Below are 18,794 nucleotides of genomic sequence, written 5' to 3'. Positions count from 1 at the left end.
TTCAAAAATAACTTATTTTATATTGAAAAACGTCTCAAAAATTGTATAAAATTTTTCAGGCTCTTCTAGATAGGGGTTGTGTCCACTTTGTTCAAACATTTCAAACTGAGCTTGAGGCATAAACGTTTTATATTGCACAGCAAACTCAGGAGTTGAAACACCATCATAACGACCAGCAACAATTAATGTTTTAGCTTTGATGTCTTTTAGTTGCTGTCTGTAATCCTGATTAATCATACTTCCAGACACATCAAAATCGCCATCCCTACCAATAATTGTTTCATACACATCTCCTGCCCAACCTCTGAATTTTTCTTTTGGCACATTTTGCTTTAAACTTGTATTGTGGTAATAGATGTATTTGGTTGGAAAATTACCATAAACCGTTTTTAAAGGTTCTTGGCTAGACACATATCCTAAAGCACGAAGGGAATCTACTTGTTTCCATTTTTCAGGAAAATGGGTTTTTGCATAATGGTTGTAGCTATCGCAATTGGCCTGCCACATAACACCAGAATGAAAGCCGTTAATTAGCACCATTTTATCAAGGTGTTCGGGATATTTTATAGCGTAGGCTTGCGCTGGAACAGTTCCGTAAGAATGACCAACAAGCGAAATTTTATTATAGCCCAATACCTGTCGAAGTTTTTCAATAAGTTCCACATCGTTTTCTACGGAATACTCTGAAACATCTTTGGCATCATCGCTTTTTCCTCTTCCTAAGAAATCGAAAAAAACAACGGTATTAGATTTGTAATATTGACCAAAATTCCCTTGCATATAATCGTGTGAATTTCCTGGTCCTCCAGGTAAAAAGAAAATAGGATCGCCTTCACCTAAAACCTCAACGTTAATTTTATAACCATCAATTTCATAAAACTTAGATTCAAATTTTTCGTAAATATTGGGGTCTACTTGTGAAAAACTTAAGATTGGGAAGCACAGAAGTAATAGTAAAAATCTCATATATCTCTTTTTATAAAGTAAATATAACTATTTCGTTAATAAAATAGAAACGGCATTACCACCAAATCCAACAGCATTCACTAAAATGTTTTTTATTTTTTTAGGCGTTTCTTGTTTTATAAAAGGCACCGGAATAAGCTCTTGATGTTGCAGCATAAAAATAGCCATTTCTATATTCAACATACCACTAGAACCTAAGCTATGACCTAACTTCCATTTGTTTGTTGTTAATGCTGGATGGTTCTCCCCAAACACCTTATTAATAGCATTGACTTCTGCAATATCTCCTTTTATCGTTCCAGGTGTGTGGGTTACAATAACATCTATTTCGTTTGGATTTAAATCTCCTAATGCCAGTTTCATGGAGCGTTGAAAACAAATGGCATCTGTTGATAAAGACGCATTGTGTTCCAAGATTTCGGTGGCATAACCAACGCCAATAATTTTTGCTAAAGCATTTGGTTTTTCGCCTTGTTCCAAACATGCCATAGAAGCAGCTTCTCCTAGAATCATCGTGTTTTTGTCTTTATTTAAATCTAAAGCACGACAAGGGTAAGACATTTCGCTTTGCTCTGAATGACAATAGATTTTTAGTGCTTGCATTTGAGCAATTGTAAATGCTGTTAATGGTGCTTCACTTCCACCAACTAAAAATTTATGGCACATGCCAGAATTTATCCAAGCAATTCCATTTAATAAAGCATGCAAAGCTGTGGAACAAGTAATCGAATGAGAAATTTCTGGACCTTGGGTTTGTAAATCGTGAGCTACCCAAGACGAAATATTCCCAAGAGTTGTGGTAGGGGAACTTAAAGGTTTGACTTTATCTTTTTTAAGAAAAAATTCGTAATGTCTTTCAAAAAGCTTAGTTGCCCCACGAGAGGACCCAATGTTTATCCCAAAGTTATCCGTTGCTTTCCAACCAGCTTGTTTTACTGCTTGTCTTGAAGAGTAAATGGCAAATAGAACCGTTTCATCTAAAGCTTTATATTTTGTGTCTGAAGCTCTTAGTTTGTTGATTTCCAATTTTGCTTCTTTTGGAATTTCAGCCACTAGATTTTCATGTTTTATTGAAAAATAATGATCTTGATTTTTATAAGCTTGCCAAATGTCTTCAGGGGTTTTTCCTAAAGGAGACAGGCTTGATAGGCTAGTAATGGAAATGGGTTGAATCATTTTATTGTCATGCTGAACTTGTTTCAGCATCTCATTTTTTATTGATATTTTGATGTTTTATTTTATACTAACCTTACAAATTTAAACTATTGATAAGGCTTCTTCAATGGTTTGATAGACTTTTTCTAATTGCGAATTTGAAATTACATAAGGCGCTTGAATGTATATGGTACTCCCTAATGGACGAAGAAAAACACCTTGAGTCATAAAGAATTTAAACAGCATGTCTCTTAAATTTCCATATCGAGCCATTTCGGTATTTAAATCTAAAGCGAAAATAATTCCTAATTGTCGGGTAGATTTCACTTTTGGGTGATTCTTGATTCTTAAATCAAACGCTTCGTGTGATGCTTTGATTCGAAGCATATTATTCTGAATTTCTTCCGATAGCAACAATTCTATGCCTGCTAAAGCAGCTGTACATGCTATAGGGTTTGCAGAATAGGTGTGTCCGTGAAACAAGCCTTTTCCCATGTCGTCGCTATAAAAAGCATCATATATGTCTTGCGAACAAGAAGTAATTGCCATTGGCATTAATCCTGCTGTTAAGGCTTTACTTAAGCACATAATGTCTGGTTTGGTTTCCATATAATCTGAAGCAAAGTGTTTTCCGGTTTTACCAAAACCAGTCATCACTTCATCGGCAACCGTTATGATGTTGTTTTCTTTACAAAATTTCAAGATACCCTCTAAGCCTTCTGCATCGTGCATTTTCATAGCAGCTGCTCCTTGTACCAAAGGTTCGTATACAAAACCTGCTACCTCATGCGTTTCTACAATGTCTTGTAATGTTTTTAAAATGGCTTCATGATTCGTTCCATTTGGTGTTGGAATACGTTTCACGTCTAAAAAGAAATCGGCAAAAGGACCATTATAAACAGACAATCCAGACACACTCATGGCTCCAAAAGTATCGCCATGAAACCCATCTTCGAAAGCAATTAAGGTGTTGCGTTTTCTGCCTTGATTAAAATGAAATTGTAAAGCCATTTTAATGCCTATTTCGACAGAGGTTGAACCGTTATCACTAAAAAATATTTTATTTTGGTTTTTAGGAAGAATCTGGATTAAAGCCTCCGATAATTTCACAGCTGGTTCATGTGTAAATCCACTAAAAACCACCTGATCCAATTGCTGCATTTGAGCAGAAACTCGATTGGTAATAAAATCATTACAATGCCCATACATGCAAGTGTACCACGACGCAATAGCATCTATATATTGGTTGCCATCTTCGTCTATTAACACACAACCTTTAGCTTTTGTAATGGCAATGGCTTCTGGATGCAATTTGTGTTGCGTTAAAGGATGCCATAAGTGTTTTTTATCTCTTTCTTTTAAACTCATAACTTGTCTTTAAACAGTTCTGCATATTCCAAAATTACATTTTTATCGAAATAAGGCTCTTCATCTATACGTCCAATAATTGGAACTTTCGTCATTTTTATAATAATATCTTCGGTTGTTTCATGTTCTTTTCCACTGAAAATAATGGACACTTGAAACCCTTTTTCTTTTAATAAATTAACCGTTAAAAGCGTGTGATTGATACTTCCTAAATAATGTCTAGAAACAACAATTACATGATATTCTGGTATTATAATATCTAAAATTGTTTGATTCTGATTGACTGGAACCAACAAACCACCAGCGCCTTCAATAACTAAATGGTTCTTGGTTTTTGGTGCTTTAATATCTTTTACATTAATAGTAACAGCATCGATTTCTGCTGCTGCATGTGGACTCATAGGTGTCTTTAATGCATAGCTATTAGGGTGAAACTTACTCTTTTTATTAGATATTAATCGTTTTACTTTTTGTGTATCGGAATTATCTAATTCTCCAGCTTGAATGGGTTTCCAATAATCGGCTTGTAACGCTTCTACTAATATTGCTGAAGTGATGGTTTTTCCAACTTCTGTGGAAATTCCTGTTACAAAATAGGTTTTCATCTGTTTAAATTATTATTTGTTATCGTCCACATGGAACTCCCAACGAATCATTTCTTTGGGTGTTGAAAGTGTGAACAACGAGTTTCATTTTAAATCGAATTCGGTTTGGCAGGTTTCACATCGATACTTGTGTCTTGTATAAAATGGAAGTCCTGAAAACAAGACTCCAAAAATAAACCATATTAATGATTTGGCATCTTTAATCGTTGAAAAGAGTTCTATTTTTTCGTTGTGACAATTCGGACAGCTTATAGAATTCCCTTCGTCGTCCATAGAATATTTTCTAATAGATTCTAATATTTCTTTAGCATCTTCACTTTGATGTGACAATACTTTTAGCTTCACGCCTCCAATAGCATTACTCACTAATGGATCTGTATCGATGGTTAAATTATCGGAAAGAAACACTTCAATCCCCTCAGCTTCCAAACGACCTTTAATTATTTGTGCTTCGGAAGAATACTGAAATCTAGCAATGGTTTTAAAAGTTTCTGTCATATGGCTAAAAGTGTTGCTAATAACTGGATCACTTCTTTTATTTCTCTTTCAGAATTAAAACTGTGCAAACAAAAACGTAAACGCTCTTTGCCTTCAGAAACTGTTGGAGATAAAATAGGTTTGACATCAAATCCTTTTTTTATAAGCTGATTGGATATGGCTTTAACGTTCTCGTTACCTCTAATCAAACAACATTGAATAGCCGAATGGCTTTCAATAAAAGCGTTTTGAAGCTTATTTTTATTGATTTCCATTTTAAATATAGAAATATTCTTTTTTAATTTTGAAATTTCATGTGTTTTTGGAAGTTCAATATAAACAGATTTGATAGTCATTAAAGCATGTGGAGGAAGCGCAGTTGTGTAAATAAACGAACGTGCAAAATTCACTAAATATTGGGTAAGTGCTTTACTTCCTAAAATAGCAGCTCCATGACTTCCAAGAGCTTTTCCAAAAGTGATGATTCTTGCAAAAACATCGTTTTCTATTCCTAATTCTTGAAGCAACCCGACACCATTTTTTCCTAAAACACCTATGGCATGTGCTTCATCGATGATTAAATGTGCCTTGAATGCTTTGCTAATTTCAATTAATGATACTAAATCTGGAGAATCGCCATCCATGGAAAACACCGATTCTGTTACGATATAAATTTCAGATTCGTCATGCTGAACTCGTTTCAACATCTCATCCAGATGATCTAAATCATTATGCTTAAATTTATAAGATTTTGCATGGCTCATGGTAATACCATCTCTTATAGATGCATGAATATATTCGTCGTACAAAACAACATCGCCTCGTTGAGGAACCGAAGCAAAAAATCCTAAATTAGCATTGTAACCTGAATTAAATATTAATGCAGATTCCGAGTGATGGAAAGCACATAAAGTGTCTTCAACTTCTTGATACAACTCATAATTTCCAGATAATAAACGTGAACCTGTAGCGCCATTCCTAGACAAACTATTTGCGTCTAAATAATGATGGGTCATGTCGAAAATGAGTTTCGATTTTGAAAACCCAAGGTAATCATTAGATGAAAAATCAATCAAATCATGTTCTGTGCCTAATTGACGTAACATATTTTGTGCTTTACGCTGGTTGATTTTTTCTTGAAGTTTTTTAGGAAAATTGTTCATTCATTTTGCTTTTCCATTCGTTTTTATCAATCCATTTGCTTTCATTTGGAACAGTTGCATCTAATAAATCTATATTCAGTTTTTCAGAAATATTATAGCCTATTTTAAAAGCATCCATGTAATTATCCTTTTCATAAAGCTCTATATGTTTTACTCTTTCATACCAAAGGTTCACTTCAAACACAGTGCTACCATCTGATTTCGGTCTAAGAAACACAGATACATATTCTGGGTTTATTATTTGTCGCCATCTCCCAATTTTTATTGGACCAACCTCATAAGATGCTTTTATTTTTGACTTTTTTAAATCTAAGTATACTTTTTTTTGCGAGCAAAATGTTGTTCCTAATAAAAACAATATTAAAATTAATTCAATGCTTCCTGCTAATCTCTTGCCTTTATTCTCTAAATCTATATTTTGTATTAACATGACAATAAAAGCTAAGCTCAAAGTGAACAATGCTGCCGCAATAATTAATTGCCAATAAGGTCTATTGCTTTCAGAAATAATAATGTTCTCATTATTCATATATCAAATATAACTAATGAGTTTTGTTTTAATCAACAATAAAACACTAAAAACATTATCTTAGAGCCTAAAATTTATTTTCATGCAGAAGTTTCAATTATCTCTTTTCATTTTCCTTTTTACATATATTGTTAATGCTCAAGTAGCTTCAAAATATATTATTTCATTTGAAAATGCTGTTCATCACGAAGCTACTATTCAAGCCACATTTACAGATTTAAAATCTGATGAAGTAACATTTAGAATGAGTCGGTCGTCTCCTGGACGTTACGCCATACACGAATTTGCAAAAAACGTGTACAACGTAAAAGTTACCGATAGTAAAGGGAACGTATTAAAAACCACGCGTCCCAATCCGTATGCTTGGAATGTTTCTGGTCACGATGGAACTATTCAAGTAAGTTATACCTTGTTTGCAAATCATGGCGATGGTACCTATGCCCAAGTAGACGAAACGCATGCGCATTTAAACATGCCAGCTACGTTTATGTATGTTCCTGAGTTATCTGAAAACGAAATGGAAGTGACATTTGATATTCAAGACCATTTAAATTGGAAAGTAGCGACACAATTAAAACACTTAGATGGCAACACCTACTATGCTGAAAACTTGCAGTATTTTATGGATAGCCCAACTGAAATTGCCAATTATAAAACTCGTTCTTTTCAAGTAGATGGTCAAACAATTAGATTAGTGCTTCACGACGATGCAGCTTCTGAAGCAGATTTAGATGCTTATTTTGAAAACATTAAAAAAGTCGTGCTTCAACAAAAAGCTGTTTTTGGTGAATTACCAAAATACGATTATGGCGAATATACCTTTCTTGCTTGCTATATGCCAAATGCCAGTGGCGATGGTATGGAGCATAGAAATTCTACCTATGTGGTGAGCACGAGAAGTTTGGCAAAAGGTGGTATTGATCAAAATATTGGAACAGTTTCTCATGAGTTTTTTCACTGTTGGAATGTAGAACGTATTCGTCCGAAAAGTTTAGAGCCTTTTAATTTTGAAGAGGCCAACATGAGTGGTGAACTGTGGTTTGCTGAAGGCTTTACAAGCTATTACGACGATTTAACGCTGTGTCGTGCTGGTGTGATTTCAGAATCAAAATACATTACAGGTTTGACAGGAACTTTTAATTATGTGTGGAATTCTCCAGGTCGTGATTATTTCAATCCGATTGAAATGAGTTACCAGGCTCCTTTTGTTGATGCAGCCAAATCTGTTGATGAAACCAATAGAGAAAATACCTTTATTTCTTATTATTCTTATGGAAGTATGTTAGGCTTGGCTTTAGATTTATCTTTAAGGGAAAAAGGCTTAAATCTGGACGACTACATGAAACTTGTCTGGATGACTTATGGAAAAACCCAAAGCTACTATACGGTTGGAAACTTAAATGAAACTTTAAATGTGTATGCTGGAAAAGACTTTGGAAACCATTTCTTTAACAACTATATATATAAAAGTGAGATGCCAGATTTCAAGCATTTATTTAAAACCGTTGGTGTTGTTTTGAGTACAGATCCTTCTAAAGTAGTTTTAGGCGTTTATGTAAGACATGGGAAATTAATGAACAATCCTAAAAATAGTTCTACAGCATATAATGCTGGACTTCAAAAAGGTGATAAACTAATAAAAGTTGGTGCTACTGAAATTAATGAAGATATAGATTTAAACGAGCTTCTTACATCCTTTAAAGTAAACGACAGCGTTGAGGTAGTTTTTGAACGTTTTGGAGAAACCAAAACCACTTCTTTAACACTTCAAGCAGATACGTCTTACACCATTTCTTTAATTGAATCAGATAAAACACCTTTAGACAAAAAACAGAAAGCAAATAGGGAAAATTGGTTGCAGGCTAAATAATTAGTTTAAAAATCAAACTGCAATTGCACGCTGACTTCTTGGTTTTTTGGAACTTTAGATGTTGCTTTTTTTTCAGTATTTAAATTAGACATGGAGATTCCTAGAAGCCTCACAGAGTTGTTAAGTTTTTCTTGATACAACAGGTTTTTTGCTGTTTCAAGAATAATGTCTTTATCACTTATAAAATAAGGCAAAGTCTTACTTCTTGTTTGAAGTGTGAAATCGCTATACTTAATTTTTAAAGTCACTGTTTTTCCAGAAACTTTACTTTTTATTAATCGTTTTGAAACTTCTTTAGCTATATGGTCTAATTTTTCGAGCATGAAGATTTCACTCGATAAATTTTCACTGAAAGTGCGCTCTGCTGCTAACGATTTTCTGGTTCTTTGTGGCTTGACTTCAGAGGTATGAATGCCACGAACAATGTAATAATAGAACCTCCCAGATTTACCAAAATTACTGTCTAAATATTCTAGGGTTTTAGATTTTAAATCCTTTCCAGTAAAGATACCTAACTGATACATTTTTTCAGCAGTCACTTTCCCTACTCCATAAAACTTTCGAATATCTAAAGCTTCTAAAAAAGGAACAACTTCTTCAGGATTGACTGTTTTTTGTCCGTTGGGCTTGTTGTAGTCGCTAGCTACTTTAGCTACAAATTTATTAATTGAAATTCCAGCCGAAGCCGTCAAACCTACTTCCTTAAAAATGCGCTCTCTAATTTCTTTGGCAAGCATGCTGGCGCTTGGATTTCCTTTTTTGTTTTCAGTAACATCTAGGTAAGCTTCATCTAAAGAAAGTGGTTCGACTAAATCTGTATATTCGTGAAATATTTTCCGAATCTGTTTAGAGATTTCATGATATCTGTCAAAACGTGGTTTCACAAAAATAAGTTCAGGACAGTTTCGTCTTGCCTGTGCACCACTTAAAGCAGATCTTACTCCAAATTTTCTAGCTTCATAACTTGCAGCACTTACAACACCTCTTGTTCCTCCACCACCAACAGCAATGGGTTTACCTTTAAGTTCCGGATGATCCATTTGTTCTACAGATGCATAAAAGGCATCCATATCCACGTGAATAATTTTTCGAATTGGTAAATTGTCTGACATCATGTAAATTTATAATATCTTTATCAAAAATGACATATCAAAATGGGTAAAACAGCAATCATTTTAGGAGCTACTGGATTAACTGGAGGTTTGTTATTAGAAGAACTTCTTATTGATAACAGATACCAAAAAATCAAGCTCTTTTCAAGAACATCTTGTGGTTTAAAGCATGATAAAATTGAAGAACACTTAATAGACCTTTTCGATTTGTCATCGTATAAAAATGCCTTTATTGCAGATGAGGTTTTTTGCTGTATTGGAACGACAAAGTCTAAAACTCCAAACGAAGAACAGTACCTTCAAATAGATTATGGCATTCCGGTAATGGCTGCACAGCTTTGTAAGGAGAATAACATTCAAACATTTATTGTTATTTCAGCTCTGGGTGCAGACAAAAAAAGTAAGGTGTTTTATAATCGGACCAAAGGCAAAATGGAAGAAGCTGTTTTAGCAGAACATATAAAAAACACCTATATACTTCAACCGTCATTAATAGGAGGAGACAGGAACGAAAAAAGATTAGGAGAATCTTTAGCCAAGCACTTAATGAAACTTATTAATCCGTTATTATTCGGTTCGTTTTCCAAGTACAAGTCCATTCATCCAATTACCATTGTAAAAAGCATGGTTATTCTAGCCAATAGCTCCCATCCATCTGGTAGAATTCTATCAGACGAGATTAAAAAAATAGTAGAAAAGAAATATGATTGAAATAGAACGTAAGTTTTTAGTGAAAAATAACGATTTTAAAACTGAAGCTTTTAAACAAATACACATCAAACAAGGTTTTTTAAATTCAGAAAAAGAGAGAACCGTCCGGGTAAGACTTACAAACGAACTAGGTTTTTTAACTGTAAAAGGGGTTTCTTCTAAAGATGGTTTATCGAGATTTGAATGGGAGAAAGAAATTTTAAAGACTGATGCAGAAGCACTTTTTGAATTATGTGAAAAAGGCATGATTGAAAAAATTAGACATCTGGTAAAATCAGGAAATCACATCATTGAAGTCGATGAATTTTTTGGTGAAAACCAAGGGCTCATTATTGCAGAAATAGAACTAAATCATCCTACCGAAATATTTACAAAACCTACCTGGCTAGGTGAAGAAGTAACCGGAAACATCAAATATTATAATTCACAATTAAGTAAACAACCCTTTAAATCTTGGTAAAATGAAAACTACAAAAAATCTTATTTTAATCCTTTTCTGTTTTATGGCTCTTATTGCATGTAAGCAAGACAAAAAGGCGATTCCAATGGAACCTATTGAAAAAGTAACAGACACCATTGTTGAAGAAATTATACCCATAGAAGTTGAGAAAACAACAAAAGAGCTAAAAGAAGAATTAACTGCAAAAGGCTATCAGGTTTTCGATTATGTCGATACAAAAACACAAGACACGGTTTTAATGCAACAATACTTTATGGCATTTTTAAAAAGTGGTCCGATAAGAAATCAAAACGAAGAAGAGGCAGCTGAATTACAGGAAGCACATCTGGCTCACTTAGGGCGTATGTACGAAGCAGGTTTTGCCGATTTAATTGGTCCTTTTGGAGACGATGGAGATATTCGTGGCATAACAGTTTACAACGTACCAACATTAAAAATGGCTGATAGTTTAGCCCATTTAGATCCAATGGTTAAAGCTGGTAGGTTAGAGATTGAAATACATCCATGGTGGGTTGCAAAAGGCTATTCATTACGTTGATTTAAAATCGTATTCACGTTCTACCTTACAAATTCTTACATGATACCAATTATACCATTGGGTTCTTCCCTTTTGTTGTGCTAAAAGGTGTTCGGAATGTTGTTTCCAGTTTTTTATTGCGTCTAGGCTTTCCCAATAACTTACGGTAATTCCTATTTGGTCTCTGGCAGATTCTATTCCTAAAAACCCATCTTGAGACTTGGCTAATGTTTCCATTTTTTCTGCCATTTCAGAATATCCTTCAGTATTTTCATTTTGAATCGAGGTGAAAATCACAGCATAATAAGGTGTTATTTTAGTCATTGTAAATGCCAATATAAAGTTCACCTTTATCATTCATGGTTGCTCGATACATTCCAGACGTATTGAACTCCATAACCATATTCCCGTTTTTATCGACTGCAATAATACCTCCATCTCCTCCAAGTTCTGGCACTTTTTTCTGAATGACTTCTTGAGCCGCTTCTTTTAACGTCAAACCTTTATAATCCATAAGAGCAGAAATATCATGAGCCACCATAGCACGAATAAAAAACTCTCCCCAACCCGTACTTGAAACGGCACATGTATTATTGTTTGCATACGTTCCTGCTCCAATAATTGGTGCATCGCCAATACGACCCCATTTTTTGTTAGTCATTCCTCCAGTTGAAGTTCCTGCTGCTAAATTTCCGTTTTTATCTAAAGCAGCACAACCAACGGTTCCAAATTTTGAGTTTTTGATTGTTGCATCATAAAAAGCTGTTTTTGCATCTGCTTTCTTCTTTTTTTCATAATTTTTTACACGTTCTAAAGATTTCATTCTGCTTTCAGTATAAAAGTAACTCGTATCTACAATCTCTAATCCTTGTTCTTTAGCAAACGTTTCTGCACCTTTACCAGAAAGCATCACATGTGGCGAATTATCCATGACAGCTTTCGCTAAATTGATAGGATTTTTAACGGTTCTAGTTCCTGCTGATGCTCCTGCATTTAACGTTTTTCCGTCCATAATAGATGCATCCAATTCGTTGGCTCCTGCATTGGTAAAAACAGCTCCTTTCCCAGCATTAAATAATGGCGAATCTTCCATGATATTTATTGTTTTTTCAACAGCATCTAAACTAGATCCACCATTTTTTAAAATATTATAACCAACACGTATGGCTTCTTCCAATTTTAATTTATATGCAGCTTCATCTTCGGCAGACATATTTTCTCTTAAAATAGTGCCTGCTCCACCATGAATTACAATGGCGAATTCATTAGTTTTAATAGCAATTTTATCTTTTGAAATAGCCAACGTATCTTTTGCTACCTGTCTACTATTGGATAAAGCTTTAAGTTCATCTTCATTTTTACAACTAATAATTGCTAAGAATACACACAAAAAATAGATTCCTTTTTTCATCATTTTATATATTAAATAAGAGGCTTAAAGTTACATTATTTAGAAAAGCCATCTCAAGTTAAAACGACTTTTTATTGCTATCTTTGCATGTAAATTTAATAATCAGTAAAAAAACAAGTAAATATGGAAGCCATTGCTACCGATTTCGGAATTACAGAAGCTCTAAAACAACTTGGAGTTAAAGATATAAATGAAGGAACTTCTACAGGTTCAAACAACTTTTCAAATGGAGACATTATAGAGAGTTATTCTCCAGTAGATGGGAAATTAATTGGTAAAGTTAAAACAACTACAAAGGATGACTATGAAAAAGTGATGACTGCTGCAACTTCAGCATTCTTAACTTGGAGAAATATGCCAGCACCTCAACGTGGTGAAATTGTACGTCAGTTTGGAAATAAATTAAGAGACTTAAAAGAACCATTAGGGAAATTAGTGTCTTATGAAATGGGGAAATCTTTACAAGAAGGATACGGAGAGGTTCAAGAAATGATTGACATCTGCGATTTTGCTGTTGGATTATCAAGACAGTTAAACGGGCAAACCATCCCTTCTGAACGACCTGGACACGTGATGAGAGAACAATGGCACCCAATAGGTGTTGTTGGTATTATTTCAGCTTTCAACTTTCCAGTAGCAGTTTGGGCTTGGAACACAGCTTTAGCATGGATTTGTGGCGATGTGTGTGTTTGGAAAGGTTCTGAAAAAGCACCTTTATGTACAATTGCTTGTCAGAATATTATCGCTGAAATTTTAAAAGAAAACAACTTACCAGAAGGTATTTCTTGTATCGTCAATGGCGATTACAAAGTAGGTGAAATGATAACAACCGATTCAAGAGTTGCTTTAGTTTCTGCAACTGGATCTACAAGAATGGGACGCATTGTTGGAAAAACTGTTGCTGAACGTTTTGGAAAATCGTTATTGGAATTAGGTGGTAACAATGCTATTATTATCACACCAACTGCCGATTTAAAAGTGGTAGTTCCTGGTGCTGTATTTGGTGCTGTAGGAACTTGTGGGCAACGTTGTACATCAACTAGACGATTAATTATTCATGAATCTGTTTACGATAAAGTACGTGATGCTATTGTTGGTGCTTATGGACAATTAACAATTGGAAATCCGTTAGATGAAAAAAATCATATTGGACCATTAATCGACAAGGATTCTGTAAACACGTATTTAGCTGCTATTGAAAAAGCAAAAGCTGAAGGTGGAAACGTACTAGTAGAAGGTGGTGTCTTAGAAGGTGAAGGTTATGAAAGTGGATGCTACGTAAAACCAGCAATTATAGAAGCTGAAAATCATTTCGAAATTGTACAACACGAAACCTTTGCTCCAATTTTATATTTAATGAAATATTCTGGAGAGGTAGAAAATGCGATTGATAAACAAAATGGTGTTGCTCAAGGATTATCTTCAGCCATTATGACAAATGAACTTAAAGAAGCTGAGAAGTTTTTATCTTATGCTGGATCTGATTGTGGTATTGCTAACGTAAATATAGGAACTTCAGGTGCTGAAATTGGCGGTGCATTTGGTGGTGAAAAAGAAACTGGTGGAGGACGTGAGTCTGGATCTGATGCTTGGAAAGTATACATGAGAAGACAAACAAATACTATAAACTATTCAGATGAGTTGCCTTTAGCGCAAGGCATTAAATTTGATTTATAGAATCAAATTAATTTTTTAAAGAGGTCGTCTAGAAAGTAATTTTTAGACGACCTCTTTTTTATGTTATTTTTGTTATATGCTACAAGTAAAAAACATCTCTTTTAAATATCAAAAAAATCCTGTTTTACAAGACATTAGTTTTTCTGTAGAATCTGGAGAACATGTATCTATTATTGGCGAAAGTGGTTCTGGAAAAAGCACCTTGTTAAAATTAATTTATGGAGAATTAGACGCAAACAAAGGTCATATATTTTGGAAAGACATCGAAATTCTTGGGCCAAAACACAACTTAGTTGTTGGATACGACTTTATGAAATACGTAGCCCAGGAATTCGATTTAATGCCTTTTATTACTGTAGCCGAAAACATAGGGAAACACCTGTCTAATTTCTATCCAGAAGAAAAACAAGCCCGAATAAAAGAACTTTTGGAAATTGTAGAACTCACTCCATTTGCCAACACTAAAGTCAAACTTTTAAGTGGCGGACAAAAACAACGTGTGGCTTTAGCAAGAGCTTTAGCCAATGAGCCAGAAATTTTATTGTTGGACGAACCTTTTAGTCACATAGACAATTTTAAAAAACAGAGTTTAAGACGAAGTTTGTTCAATTATTTAAAAGCAAATAACATTACTTGTATTGTGGCTTCGCACGATAAGGAAGATGTATTGCCATATGCAGATAGAATGCTTGTTTTAAACAACCATAAAATAGAAGCTAACAATACGCCTGAACATTTATATAAGAATCCAGAAACACCTTTAATCGCTTCGTTTTTTGGGGAATTTAATGTGATAAATAAAAAGATTATTTATGCACATCAACTCCATGTGGTTGAAAAATCTGATTTAGAAGTTATTGTGAAACAATGCTATTTTAAAGGACATTATTATTTAATTGAGGCTGATTTGGATGGTGAAAATGTGTTTTTTATAAGTTCACATATATTGAATTTCCATACTCTGGTTTATCTTTCTATTCTAAATTAAATGATACTATAATCTTTTCATTTTCATTAGAAATTTTCTATATTGTTTATTCCTCCCTATAAAAGCTTATAAATCATTCTAATATGAAAACCGCTTTACATTTCGTAATTATAATGCTATCATTTACTGCTAATTCACAAATAAACTTTTCTGCAACTGACTTACCTCCAGCTATGTATGGCTGTGGAGATTGGATAACTATTGATACTTCAACAAATGAGCAAGCGATTTTAATTGGTGGAGAGACATCTAGTGGGGCACCAAATGGTGCTGTTAGACTACTTGGTCAAGATGACAATTTGAATTGGATAGTAAAACATAATTTTTATTTAGAATCTGAAGCGCCTCGTTCAGCTTTTTTTTATGAAGGTAATTATGTATACATAGCCTTTGTTACCTTATTTCAAGAGTTAAAAATATTTCGTGCGCTTATGGATGGCAATGCCAATTTTTCTGAAGTCTATTCAAGTCTAGATGTAGGCTATACCAACGCAACCATTACAGCTATTGATATAAACGACGATGGTTACGAAGATTTTTTGTTTAGTGGCTATCCATATACTGGACAAACTCCAGATGTAGGCTTGATATTAAATAATGGCGATGGTACTTTTTCTTCCGCTTCTCCTCCATCAAATATTCCCCAAGCAAATGGAGGATATTATAAATCAGGCTATTTTGATACGAGTGGAAGAAAACATTTGGTAGTTATTGGTGATGTTGATGCGGTTTTTGAAAACGAAGGAAATGGCGTGTTTACACAAGCCTTTGTTTTGGAAAATACGCCAAGTCGTGTTCATGTAGCTATTACTGATTTGGATAACGATGGATTGAATGATATTTCAGTTACTGGACCAAACGACACTGATGATTCTGGAGTAATGCTTTATAAGAACCTGGGAAATCTCAATTTTCAATCTTATGATACTGCTTATACAGGATTACCAAATACCTATTATGGAGAAACAGAATATGAAGATTTTAATAATGATGGTTATATAGATGCTGTAGTATTAGGAAAACTTTTAGATAATACAGTAGTAACAAAAATCTATTTTGGCTCTGACGATTTTAAATTCTTTGGAGATGAGTTTATCCTAAATAATCAAAATGGAAATCCAATCAGTCTCTCAAATGGTACTGTAGATCTATACGATTATAATAATGATGGTATGTTTGATATATTACTAACAGGAAGAACTGCTATTACAAGTGAGCCAGAATCATGGCTACTAACTAACACTTCAACACTTTCAGTAAATACATTTGAAGAAAACCGTTTTATCATATATCCAAACCCAGCACGAGACATTATCTTGTTCAAAGGAATAGATGCCATTAAATCTATTACTGTTTTTAATCAACTTGGGCAAAAGGTGTTGTCTGCAAAAAACACGCAATCTTTGAATGTTGAATCCTTGGCAGCAGGAATGTATCTTGTTCAAATTCAAAATATTAATGATGTGGTTGTTGTAAAAAAGTTAATTAAAAAATAGCACTAATTTTAAACTCTTGCTCTCTAAATTTTACTACATCGTTAATTTGTTTCCCTATCACCAATTTTCCTATAGGTGTATTGGGTGAAACACAAAAAAACTGCTGTTTGTTTACTGTTATTTCTCCAGCACTAATGGCAATAAAATAATTGGACTGATTGGTAAAAACAAGACTTCCCAAACCGATTGTTGATAAAGATTTTGAAATATCAATTTTTGAAAAGGCTTCTTTTACTTTCATAATTTCGGCCAATTGATTTCCTGATTTTTCGCGCTCCAATTGCAACATGGCACGTCCTGTTTCATGTTTGTCTCCTGCACTACTTTTAGTTTCAGAGGTTAGAGATTCTTGAATTTCGTTGATGGATTTTTGGATCGTTAATAATCTGTTTTCTATAAACTGAAAACAGGCATTGTGTAGATTTTGTTTGATATCTGATTTACTACTCATATTTTCCAAAATCTAAAGGTCCAAAATATCCCATTTGCTTAACTATCCAAATCTTTCGTCGTTCTATATAATTGGTTGCCGGTTTGGCCTTGTACGTTAATGGACTTGGCAAAATAGCTGCAATGGAAGCAGCTTCATATTGCGATAGCTTTGAAGCTGGTTTTTTATACCAATATATGGCAGCAGCTTCGGCACCATAGATACCAGGACCCATTTCTATACTGTTTAAATATACTTCCATGATGCGTTCCTTACTCCAAATGCTCTCTATTAAAAACGTAAAATACACTTCCAAGCCTTTTCTAAACCAACTACGCTGTGGCCATAAAAACACATTTTTAGCTGTTTGCTGGCTAATGGTACTTGCCCCTTTAATGTTCTTTCCTTTTTTATTGTCTTGATAGGCTTTTTCAATAGCCTTAACATCAAATCCATTATGGTTTAAGAAATTCTGATCCTCGCTACAGATGACTGCTAATTGTAGATTTTTAGAAATTTGATCTATAGAAACCCAATCATGATTCCATACAAATGGTTTATCCTTTTGAAAATTCTCGACACTTCTTATGATCATCAATGGTGTTACTGGAACAGGAACCCATTTATACAAAAACACCATAGCTATTGATAATACAAACAACCAAAGGATGAATTTGAAAATAAATTTGAAGAATTTTTTAATCATCTTATTCGATTAAATCTACGATGTCTCTACCAATTAAACTCCCAATTGCTACTCCCATGCCTCCTAGTCTCACACCACAATACACATGGTTTGACAATTGTTTTACAATAGGGTTTTTGGTTGAACCAACTCCCATTATACCAGACCAACTATAATCTATTTCAAAAAAGGTTTCTGGTAGTACAGTCGTTTTTAATAGGTCTCTAAGTTTGTTTTGAATGAGTTCTGTTTGTGCAAATTGGGTGGTTTCTTCTCCTTTAAAATCGAGATTTCTGCCTCCTCCAAATAAAATGCGATCATCTATATTTCTAAAATAATAATAACCTTTATCTAAATGAAATGTGCCTTTAATATGTAGGTTTTTTATAGGTTTAGTAATAAGCACTTGTGCTCTTGCAGGCTTCACCTTTTCAGGAATATGCTGCGAAGCAAACCCATTGGTTGTAAAGATGATATTTTTGGTTTTAAACTCTAAACGATTGGTTTTTACCTGAACTCCATTTGCTTGATCAATATAACTTTCAACCAAAATGTTATTCAATATTTTTATGTCTTTTGATTGTACCTTTTGAAGTAAAGACTCCATCATTTTTCCGGTGTCTATTTGTCCTTCAAACGGATTAAACAGATAGGTTTCTTGAATGTTTTTAAAGTTGAAGGTATTTGCTTTTAGCTGAAAAACATCTTCTTTAAAAAGAGGCTTCATCAATTTATTAACCGAATCTCTTTTCGATAAACAAGTTTCAAAAAGTTTCGAGTCTTCTTTTGTAAACAACTCGTAACCTCCTAATTGTTGATAGGAAATGACTTGATCTGTTAAAGTTTGTCTTAAAAGTAACAAACCATCCAAGCGTTTTTTTACCAGATTTAGAACCTCATCTTCTGAATGCCATTCTAAGTCTTCTAAGATTTCACTTAAACTTCCAAAACAAGCAAAACCAGCATTTTTAGTACTTGCACCTTGTGGTAACATGCCTTTTTCTAAAATTAAAATATGAGCTTTTGGAAAACGTTGTTTAAGTTGTAAAGCACAATTTAGGCCTACAATACCGCTACCAACTATGGTATAATCGATATTGGTTAGCCACGATTTTATTTCCCAATAGGATAAATTCATAAAACGAAAATACTCTAATTATTTGAACTTTTAAAA

At 33.8% G+C, this 18,794-nt stretch carries 20 protein-coding genes; 7 read left to right on the top strand and 13 right to left on the bottom strand.

Annotation, left to right across the window (positions count from 1 at the left end; all coding sequences use genetic code 11):
• Nucleotides 1–12: 12 nt before the first annotated feature.
• The 7 genes from ACI5KZ_RS06610 to ACI5KZ_RS06580 form a co-directional block, all read right to left on the bottom strand.
• Nucleotides 13–966 (bottom strand): alpha/beta fold hydrolase, encoded by a 954-nt coding sequence (locus ACI5KZ_RS06610; RefSeq protein ID WP_406847267.1) that lies wholly within the window; start codon nt 964–966, stop codon nt 13–15.
• Between the two features lie 27 nt (nt 967–993).
• Nucleotides 994–2,142 (bottom strand): beta-ketoacyl synthase N-terminal-like domain-containing protein, encoded by a 1,149-nt coding sequence (locus tag ACI5KZ_RS06605; protein WP_109308196.1) that lies wholly within the window; start codon nt 2,140–2,142, stop codon nt 994–996.
• 81 nt (nt 2,143–2,223) lie between these two features.
• On the bottom strand, nt 2,224–3,489 hold the full coding sequence (gene bioA, locus ACI5KZ_RS06600; RefSeq protein WP_406847266.1) for an adenosylmethionine--8-amino-7-oxononanoate transaminase: 1,266 nt from the start codon (nt 3,487–3,489) through the stop codon (nt 2,224–2,226).
• Nucleotides 3,486–4,094: a dethiobiotin synthase gene (gene bioD / locus ACI5KZ_RS06595; protein WP_406847265.1), complete on the bottom strand. Its 609-nt coding sequence runs from the start codon at nt 4,092–4,094 to the stop codon at nt 3,486–3,488. The genes bioA and bioD overlap by 4 nt, the downstream gene beginning before the upstream one ends.
• Before the next feature lie 84 nt (nt 4,095–4,178).
• Nucleotides 4,179–4,592, bottom strand: a complete 414-nt coding sequence (locus tag ACI5KZ_RS06590; RefSeq protein ID WP_406847264.1) for a putative signal transducing protein — start codon at nt 4,590–4,592, stop codon at nt 4,179–4,181.
• Complete coding sequence (locus ACI5KZ_RS06585; RefSeq protein WP_406847263.1) at nt 4,589–5,734, bottom strand: aminotransferase class I/II-fold pyridoxal phosphate-dependent enzyme; 1,146 nt, start codon at nt 5,732–5,734, stop codon at nt 4,589–4,591. Before ACI5KZ_RS06585 ends, ACI5KZ_RS06590 begins: the two co-directional genes overlap by 4 nt.
• The gene (locus ACI5KZ_RS06580) at nt 5,718–6,263 is read right to left on the bottom strand and encodes a hypothetical protein (RefSeq protein WP_406847262.1); all 546 of its coding nucleotides are present in this window, start codon (nt 6,261–6,263) and stop codon (nt 5,718–5,720) included. The genes ACI5KZ_RS06585 and ACI5KZ_RS06580 overlap by 17 nt, the downstream gene beginning before the upstream one ends.
• A gap of 82 nt (nt 6,264–6,345) precedes the next feature.
• On the opposite strand from ACI5KZ_RS06580, the gene ACI5KZ_RS06575 reads away from it, so the two are divergent.
• Nucleotides 6,346–8,133 carry a M61 family metallopeptidase gene (locus tag ACI5KZ_RS06575; RefSeq protein WP_406847261.1) on the top strand — a complete coding sequence of 596 codons (1,788 nt, stop codon included), beginning with the start codon at nt 6,346–6,348 and terminating at the stop codon, nt 8,131–8,133.
• 5 nt (nt 8,134–8,138) lie between these two features.
• On the opposite strand, the gene dinB is transcribed toward ACI5KZ_RS06575, so the two are convergent.
• Nucleotides 8,139–9,245, bottom strand: a complete 1,107-nt coding sequence (gene dinB / locus ACI5KZ_RS06570) for a DNA polymerase IV (RefSeq protein WP_406847260.1) — start codon at nt 9,243–9,245, stop codon at nt 8,139–8,141.
• 42 nt (nt 9,246–9,287) lie between these two features.
• Between dinB and ACI5KZ_RS06565 the strand changes: the two genes are divergently transcribed.
• The 3 genes from ACI5KZ_RS06565 to ACI5KZ_RS06555 are packed head-to-tail and all read left to right on the top strand — an operon-like array spanning nt 9,288 to nt 10,954.
• Nucleotides 9,288–9,956: an NAD(P)H-binding protein gene (locus ACI5KZ_RS06565; RefSeq protein WP_109308188.1), complete on the top strand. Its 669-nt coding sequence runs from the start codon at nt 9,288–9,290 to the stop codon at nt 9,954–9,956.
• Nucleotides 9,949–10,416, top strand: a complete 468-nt coding sequence (locus ACI5KZ_RS06560) for a CYTH domain-containing protein (RefSeq protein ID WP_406847259.1) — start codon at nt 9,949–9,951, stop codon at nt 10,414–10,416. The genes ACI5KZ_RS06565 and ACI5KZ_RS06560 overlap by 8 nt, the downstream gene beginning before the upstream one ends.
• A 1-nt stretch (nt 10,417) precedes the next feature.
• Entirely contained in the window at nt 10,418–10,954 is a 537-nt protein-coding gene (locus tag ACI5KZ_RS06555; protein ID WP_109308186.1) for a YciI family protein, read from the top strand.
• On the opposite strand, the gene ACI5KZ_RS06550 is transcribed toward ACI5KZ_RS06555, so the two are convergent.
• Nucleotides 10,946–11,257, bottom strand: coding sequence for an antibiotic biosynthesis monooxygenase family protein (locus tag ACI5KZ_RS06550; protein ID WP_406847258.1), 312 nt, complete (start codon nt 11,255–11,257; stop codon nt 10,946–10,948). The genes ACI5KZ_RS06555 and ACI5KZ_RS06550 overlap by 9 nt on opposite strands.
• A complete protein-coding gene (locus ACI5KZ_RS06545; RefSeq protein ID WP_109308184.1) occupies nt 11,250–12,344 on the bottom strand; it encodes an isoaspartyl peptidase/L-asparaginase family protein in 1,095 nt (364 codons plus the stop codon). The genes ACI5KZ_RS06550 and ACI5KZ_RS06545 overlap by 8 nt, the downstream gene beginning before the upstream one ends.
• A 123-nt stretch (nt 12,345–12,467) precedes the next feature.
• Here ACI5KZ_RS06545 and ACI5KZ_RS06540 point away from each other — a divergent pair, with 123 nt between their 5' ends.
• The 3 genes from ACI5KZ_RS06540 to ACI5KZ_RS06530 all read left to right on the top strand — a co-directional run bounded on the left by ACI5KZ_RS06540 (nt 12,468) and on the right by ACI5KZ_RS06530 (nt 16,505).
• Nucleotides 12,468–14,021 carry an aldehyde dehydrogenase family protein gene (locus ACI5KZ_RS06540; protein ID WP_109308183.1) on the top strand — a complete coding sequence of 518 codons (1,554 nt, stop codon included), beginning with the start codon at nt 12,468–12,470 and terminating at the stop codon, nt 14,019–14,021.
• Nucleotides 14,022–14,097: 76 nt separating this feature from the next.
• Nucleotides 14,098–15,009 (top strand): ABC transporter ATP-binding protein, encoded by a 912-nt coding sequence (locus ACI5KZ_RS06535; protein WP_406847257.1) that lies wholly within the window; start codon nt 14,098–14,100, stop codon nt 15,007–15,009.
• Between the two features lie 83 nt (nt 15,010–15,092).
• Nucleotides 15,093–16,505: an FG-GAP-like repeat-containing protein gene (locus tag ACI5KZ_RS06530; RefSeq protein ID WP_406847256.1), complete on the top strand. Its 1,413-nt coding sequence runs from the start codon at nt 15,093–15,095 to the stop codon at nt 16,503–16,505.
• On the opposite strand, the gene ACI5KZ_RS06525 is transcribed toward ACI5KZ_RS06530, so the two are convergent.
• Genes ACI5KZ_RS06525 through ACI5KZ_RS06515 form a run of 3 tightly spaced genes read right to left on the bottom strand, consistent with a single transcriptional unit; the run spans nt 16,495 to nt 18,758 of the window.
• Nucleotides 16,495–16,956 (bottom strand): 3-oxoacyl-ACP synthase, encoded by a 462-nt coding sequence (locus tag ACI5KZ_RS06525; protein WP_406847255.1) that lies wholly within the window; start codon nt 16,954–16,956, stop codon nt 16,495–16,497. The two genes, ACI5KZ_RS06530 and ACI5KZ_RS06525, sit on opposite strands and share 11 nt — an antisense overlap.
• A complete protein-coding gene (mtgA, locus tag ACI5KZ_RS06520; RefSeq protein ID WP_406847254.1) occupies nt 16,949–17,641 on the bottom strand; it encodes a monofunctional biosynthetic peptidoglycan transglycosylase in 693 nt (230 codons plus the stop codon). The genes ACI5KZ_RS06525 and mtgA overlap by 8 nt, the downstream gene beginning before the upstream one ends.
• A gap of 1 nt (nt 17,642) precedes the next feature.
• Nucleotides 17,643–18,758 (bottom strand): NAD(P)/FAD-dependent oxidoreductase, encoded by a 1,116-nt coding sequence (locus ACI5KZ_RS06515; RefSeq protein ID WP_406847253.1) that lies wholly within the window; start codon nt 18,756–18,758, stop codon nt 17,643–17,645.
• Between the last annotated feature and the right edge of the window lie 36 nt (nt 18,759–18,794).

It is taken from the genome of Xanthomarina sp. GH4-25 (assembly GCF_045363175.1).
Taxonomy (GTDB): Bacteria; Bacteroidota; Bacteroidia; order Flavobacteriales; family Flavobacteriaceae; genus Xanthomarina.
Note: the sequence above shows the minus strand (reverse complement) of the source record. Positions and strands in the feature narration are given on the sequence as shown.

Coding starts and splice junctions, on each gene's coding strand:
- ACI5KZ_RS06565 (WP_109308188.1), top strand. CDS start 9,288: ATGGGTAAAACAGCAATCATTTTAGGAGCTACTGGATTAACTGGAGGT.
- ACI5KZ_RS06580 (WP_406847262.1), bottom strand. CDS start 6,263: ATGAATAATGAGAACATTATTATTTCTGAAAGCAATAGACCTTATTGG.
- dinB (WP_406847260.1), bottom strand. CDS start 9,245: ATGTCAGACAATTTACCAATTCGAAAAATTATTCACGTGGATATGGAT.
- ACI5KZ_RS06545 (WP_109308184.1), bottom strand. CDS start 12,344: ATGAAAAAAGGAATCTATTTTTTGTGTGTATTCTTAGCAATTATTAGT.
- ACI5KZ_RS06610 (WP_406847267.1), bottom strand. CDS start 966: ATGAGATTTTTACTATTACTTCTGTGCTTCCCAATCTTAAGTTTTTCA.
- ACI5KZ_RS06525 (WP_406847255.1), bottom strand. CDS start 16,956: ATGAGTAGTAAATCAGATATCAAACAAAATCTACACAATGCCTGTTTT.
- mtgA (WP_406847254.1), bottom strand. CDS start 17,641: ATGATTAAAAAATTCTTCAAATTTATTTTCAAATTCATCCTTTGGTTG.
- ACI5KZ_RS06555 (WP_109308186.1), top strand. CDS start 10,418: ATGAAAACTACAAAAAATCTTATTTTAATCCTTTTCTGTTTTATGGCT.
- ACI5KZ_RS06535 (WP_406847257.1), top strand. CDS start 14,098: ATGCTACAAGTAAAAAACATCTCTTTTAAATATCAAAAAAATCCTGTT.
- ACI5KZ_RS06590 (WP_406847264.1), bottom strand. CDS start 4,592: ATGACAGAAACTTTTAAAACCATTGCTAGATTTCAGTATTCTTCCGAA.
- ACI5KZ_RS06515 (WP_406847253.1), bottom strand. CDS start 18,758: ATGAATTTATCCTATTGGGAAATAAAATCGTGGCTAACCAATATCGAT.
- ACI5KZ_RS06585 (WP_406847263.1), bottom strand. CDS start 5,734: ATGAACAATTTTCCTAAAAAACTTCAAGAAAAAATCAACCAGCGTAAA.
- ACI5KZ_RS06575 (WP_406847261.1), top strand. CDS start 6,346: ATGCAGAAGTTTCAATTATCTCTTTTCATTTTCCTTTTTACATATATT.
- ACI5KZ_RS06530 (WP_406847256.1), top strand. CDS start 15,093: ATGAAAACCGCTTTACATTTCGTAATTATAATGCTATCATTTACTGCT.
- bioD (WP_406847265.1), bottom strand. CDS start 4,094: ATGAAAACCTATTTTGTAACAGGAATTTCCACAGAAGTTGGAAAAACC.
- ACI5KZ_RS06560 (WP_406847259.1), top strand. CDS start 9,949: ATGATTGAAATAGAACGTAAGTTTTTAGTGAAAAATAACGATTTTAAA.
- bioA (WP_406847266.1), bottom strand. CDS start 3,489: ATGAGTTTAAAAGAAAGAGATAAAAAACACTTATGGCATCCTTTAACG.
- ACI5KZ_RS06605 (WP_109308196.1), bottom strand. CDS start 2,142: ATGATTCAACCCATTTCCATTACTAGCCTATCAAGCCTGTCTCCTTTA.
- ACI5KZ_RS06550 (WP_406847258.1), bottom strand. CDS start 11,257: ATGACTAAAATAACACCTTATTATGCTGTGATTTTCACCTCGATTCAA.
- ACI5KZ_RS06540 (WP_109308183.1), top strand. CDS start 12,468: ATGGAAGCCATTGCTACCGATTTCGGAATTACAGAAGCTCTAAAACAA.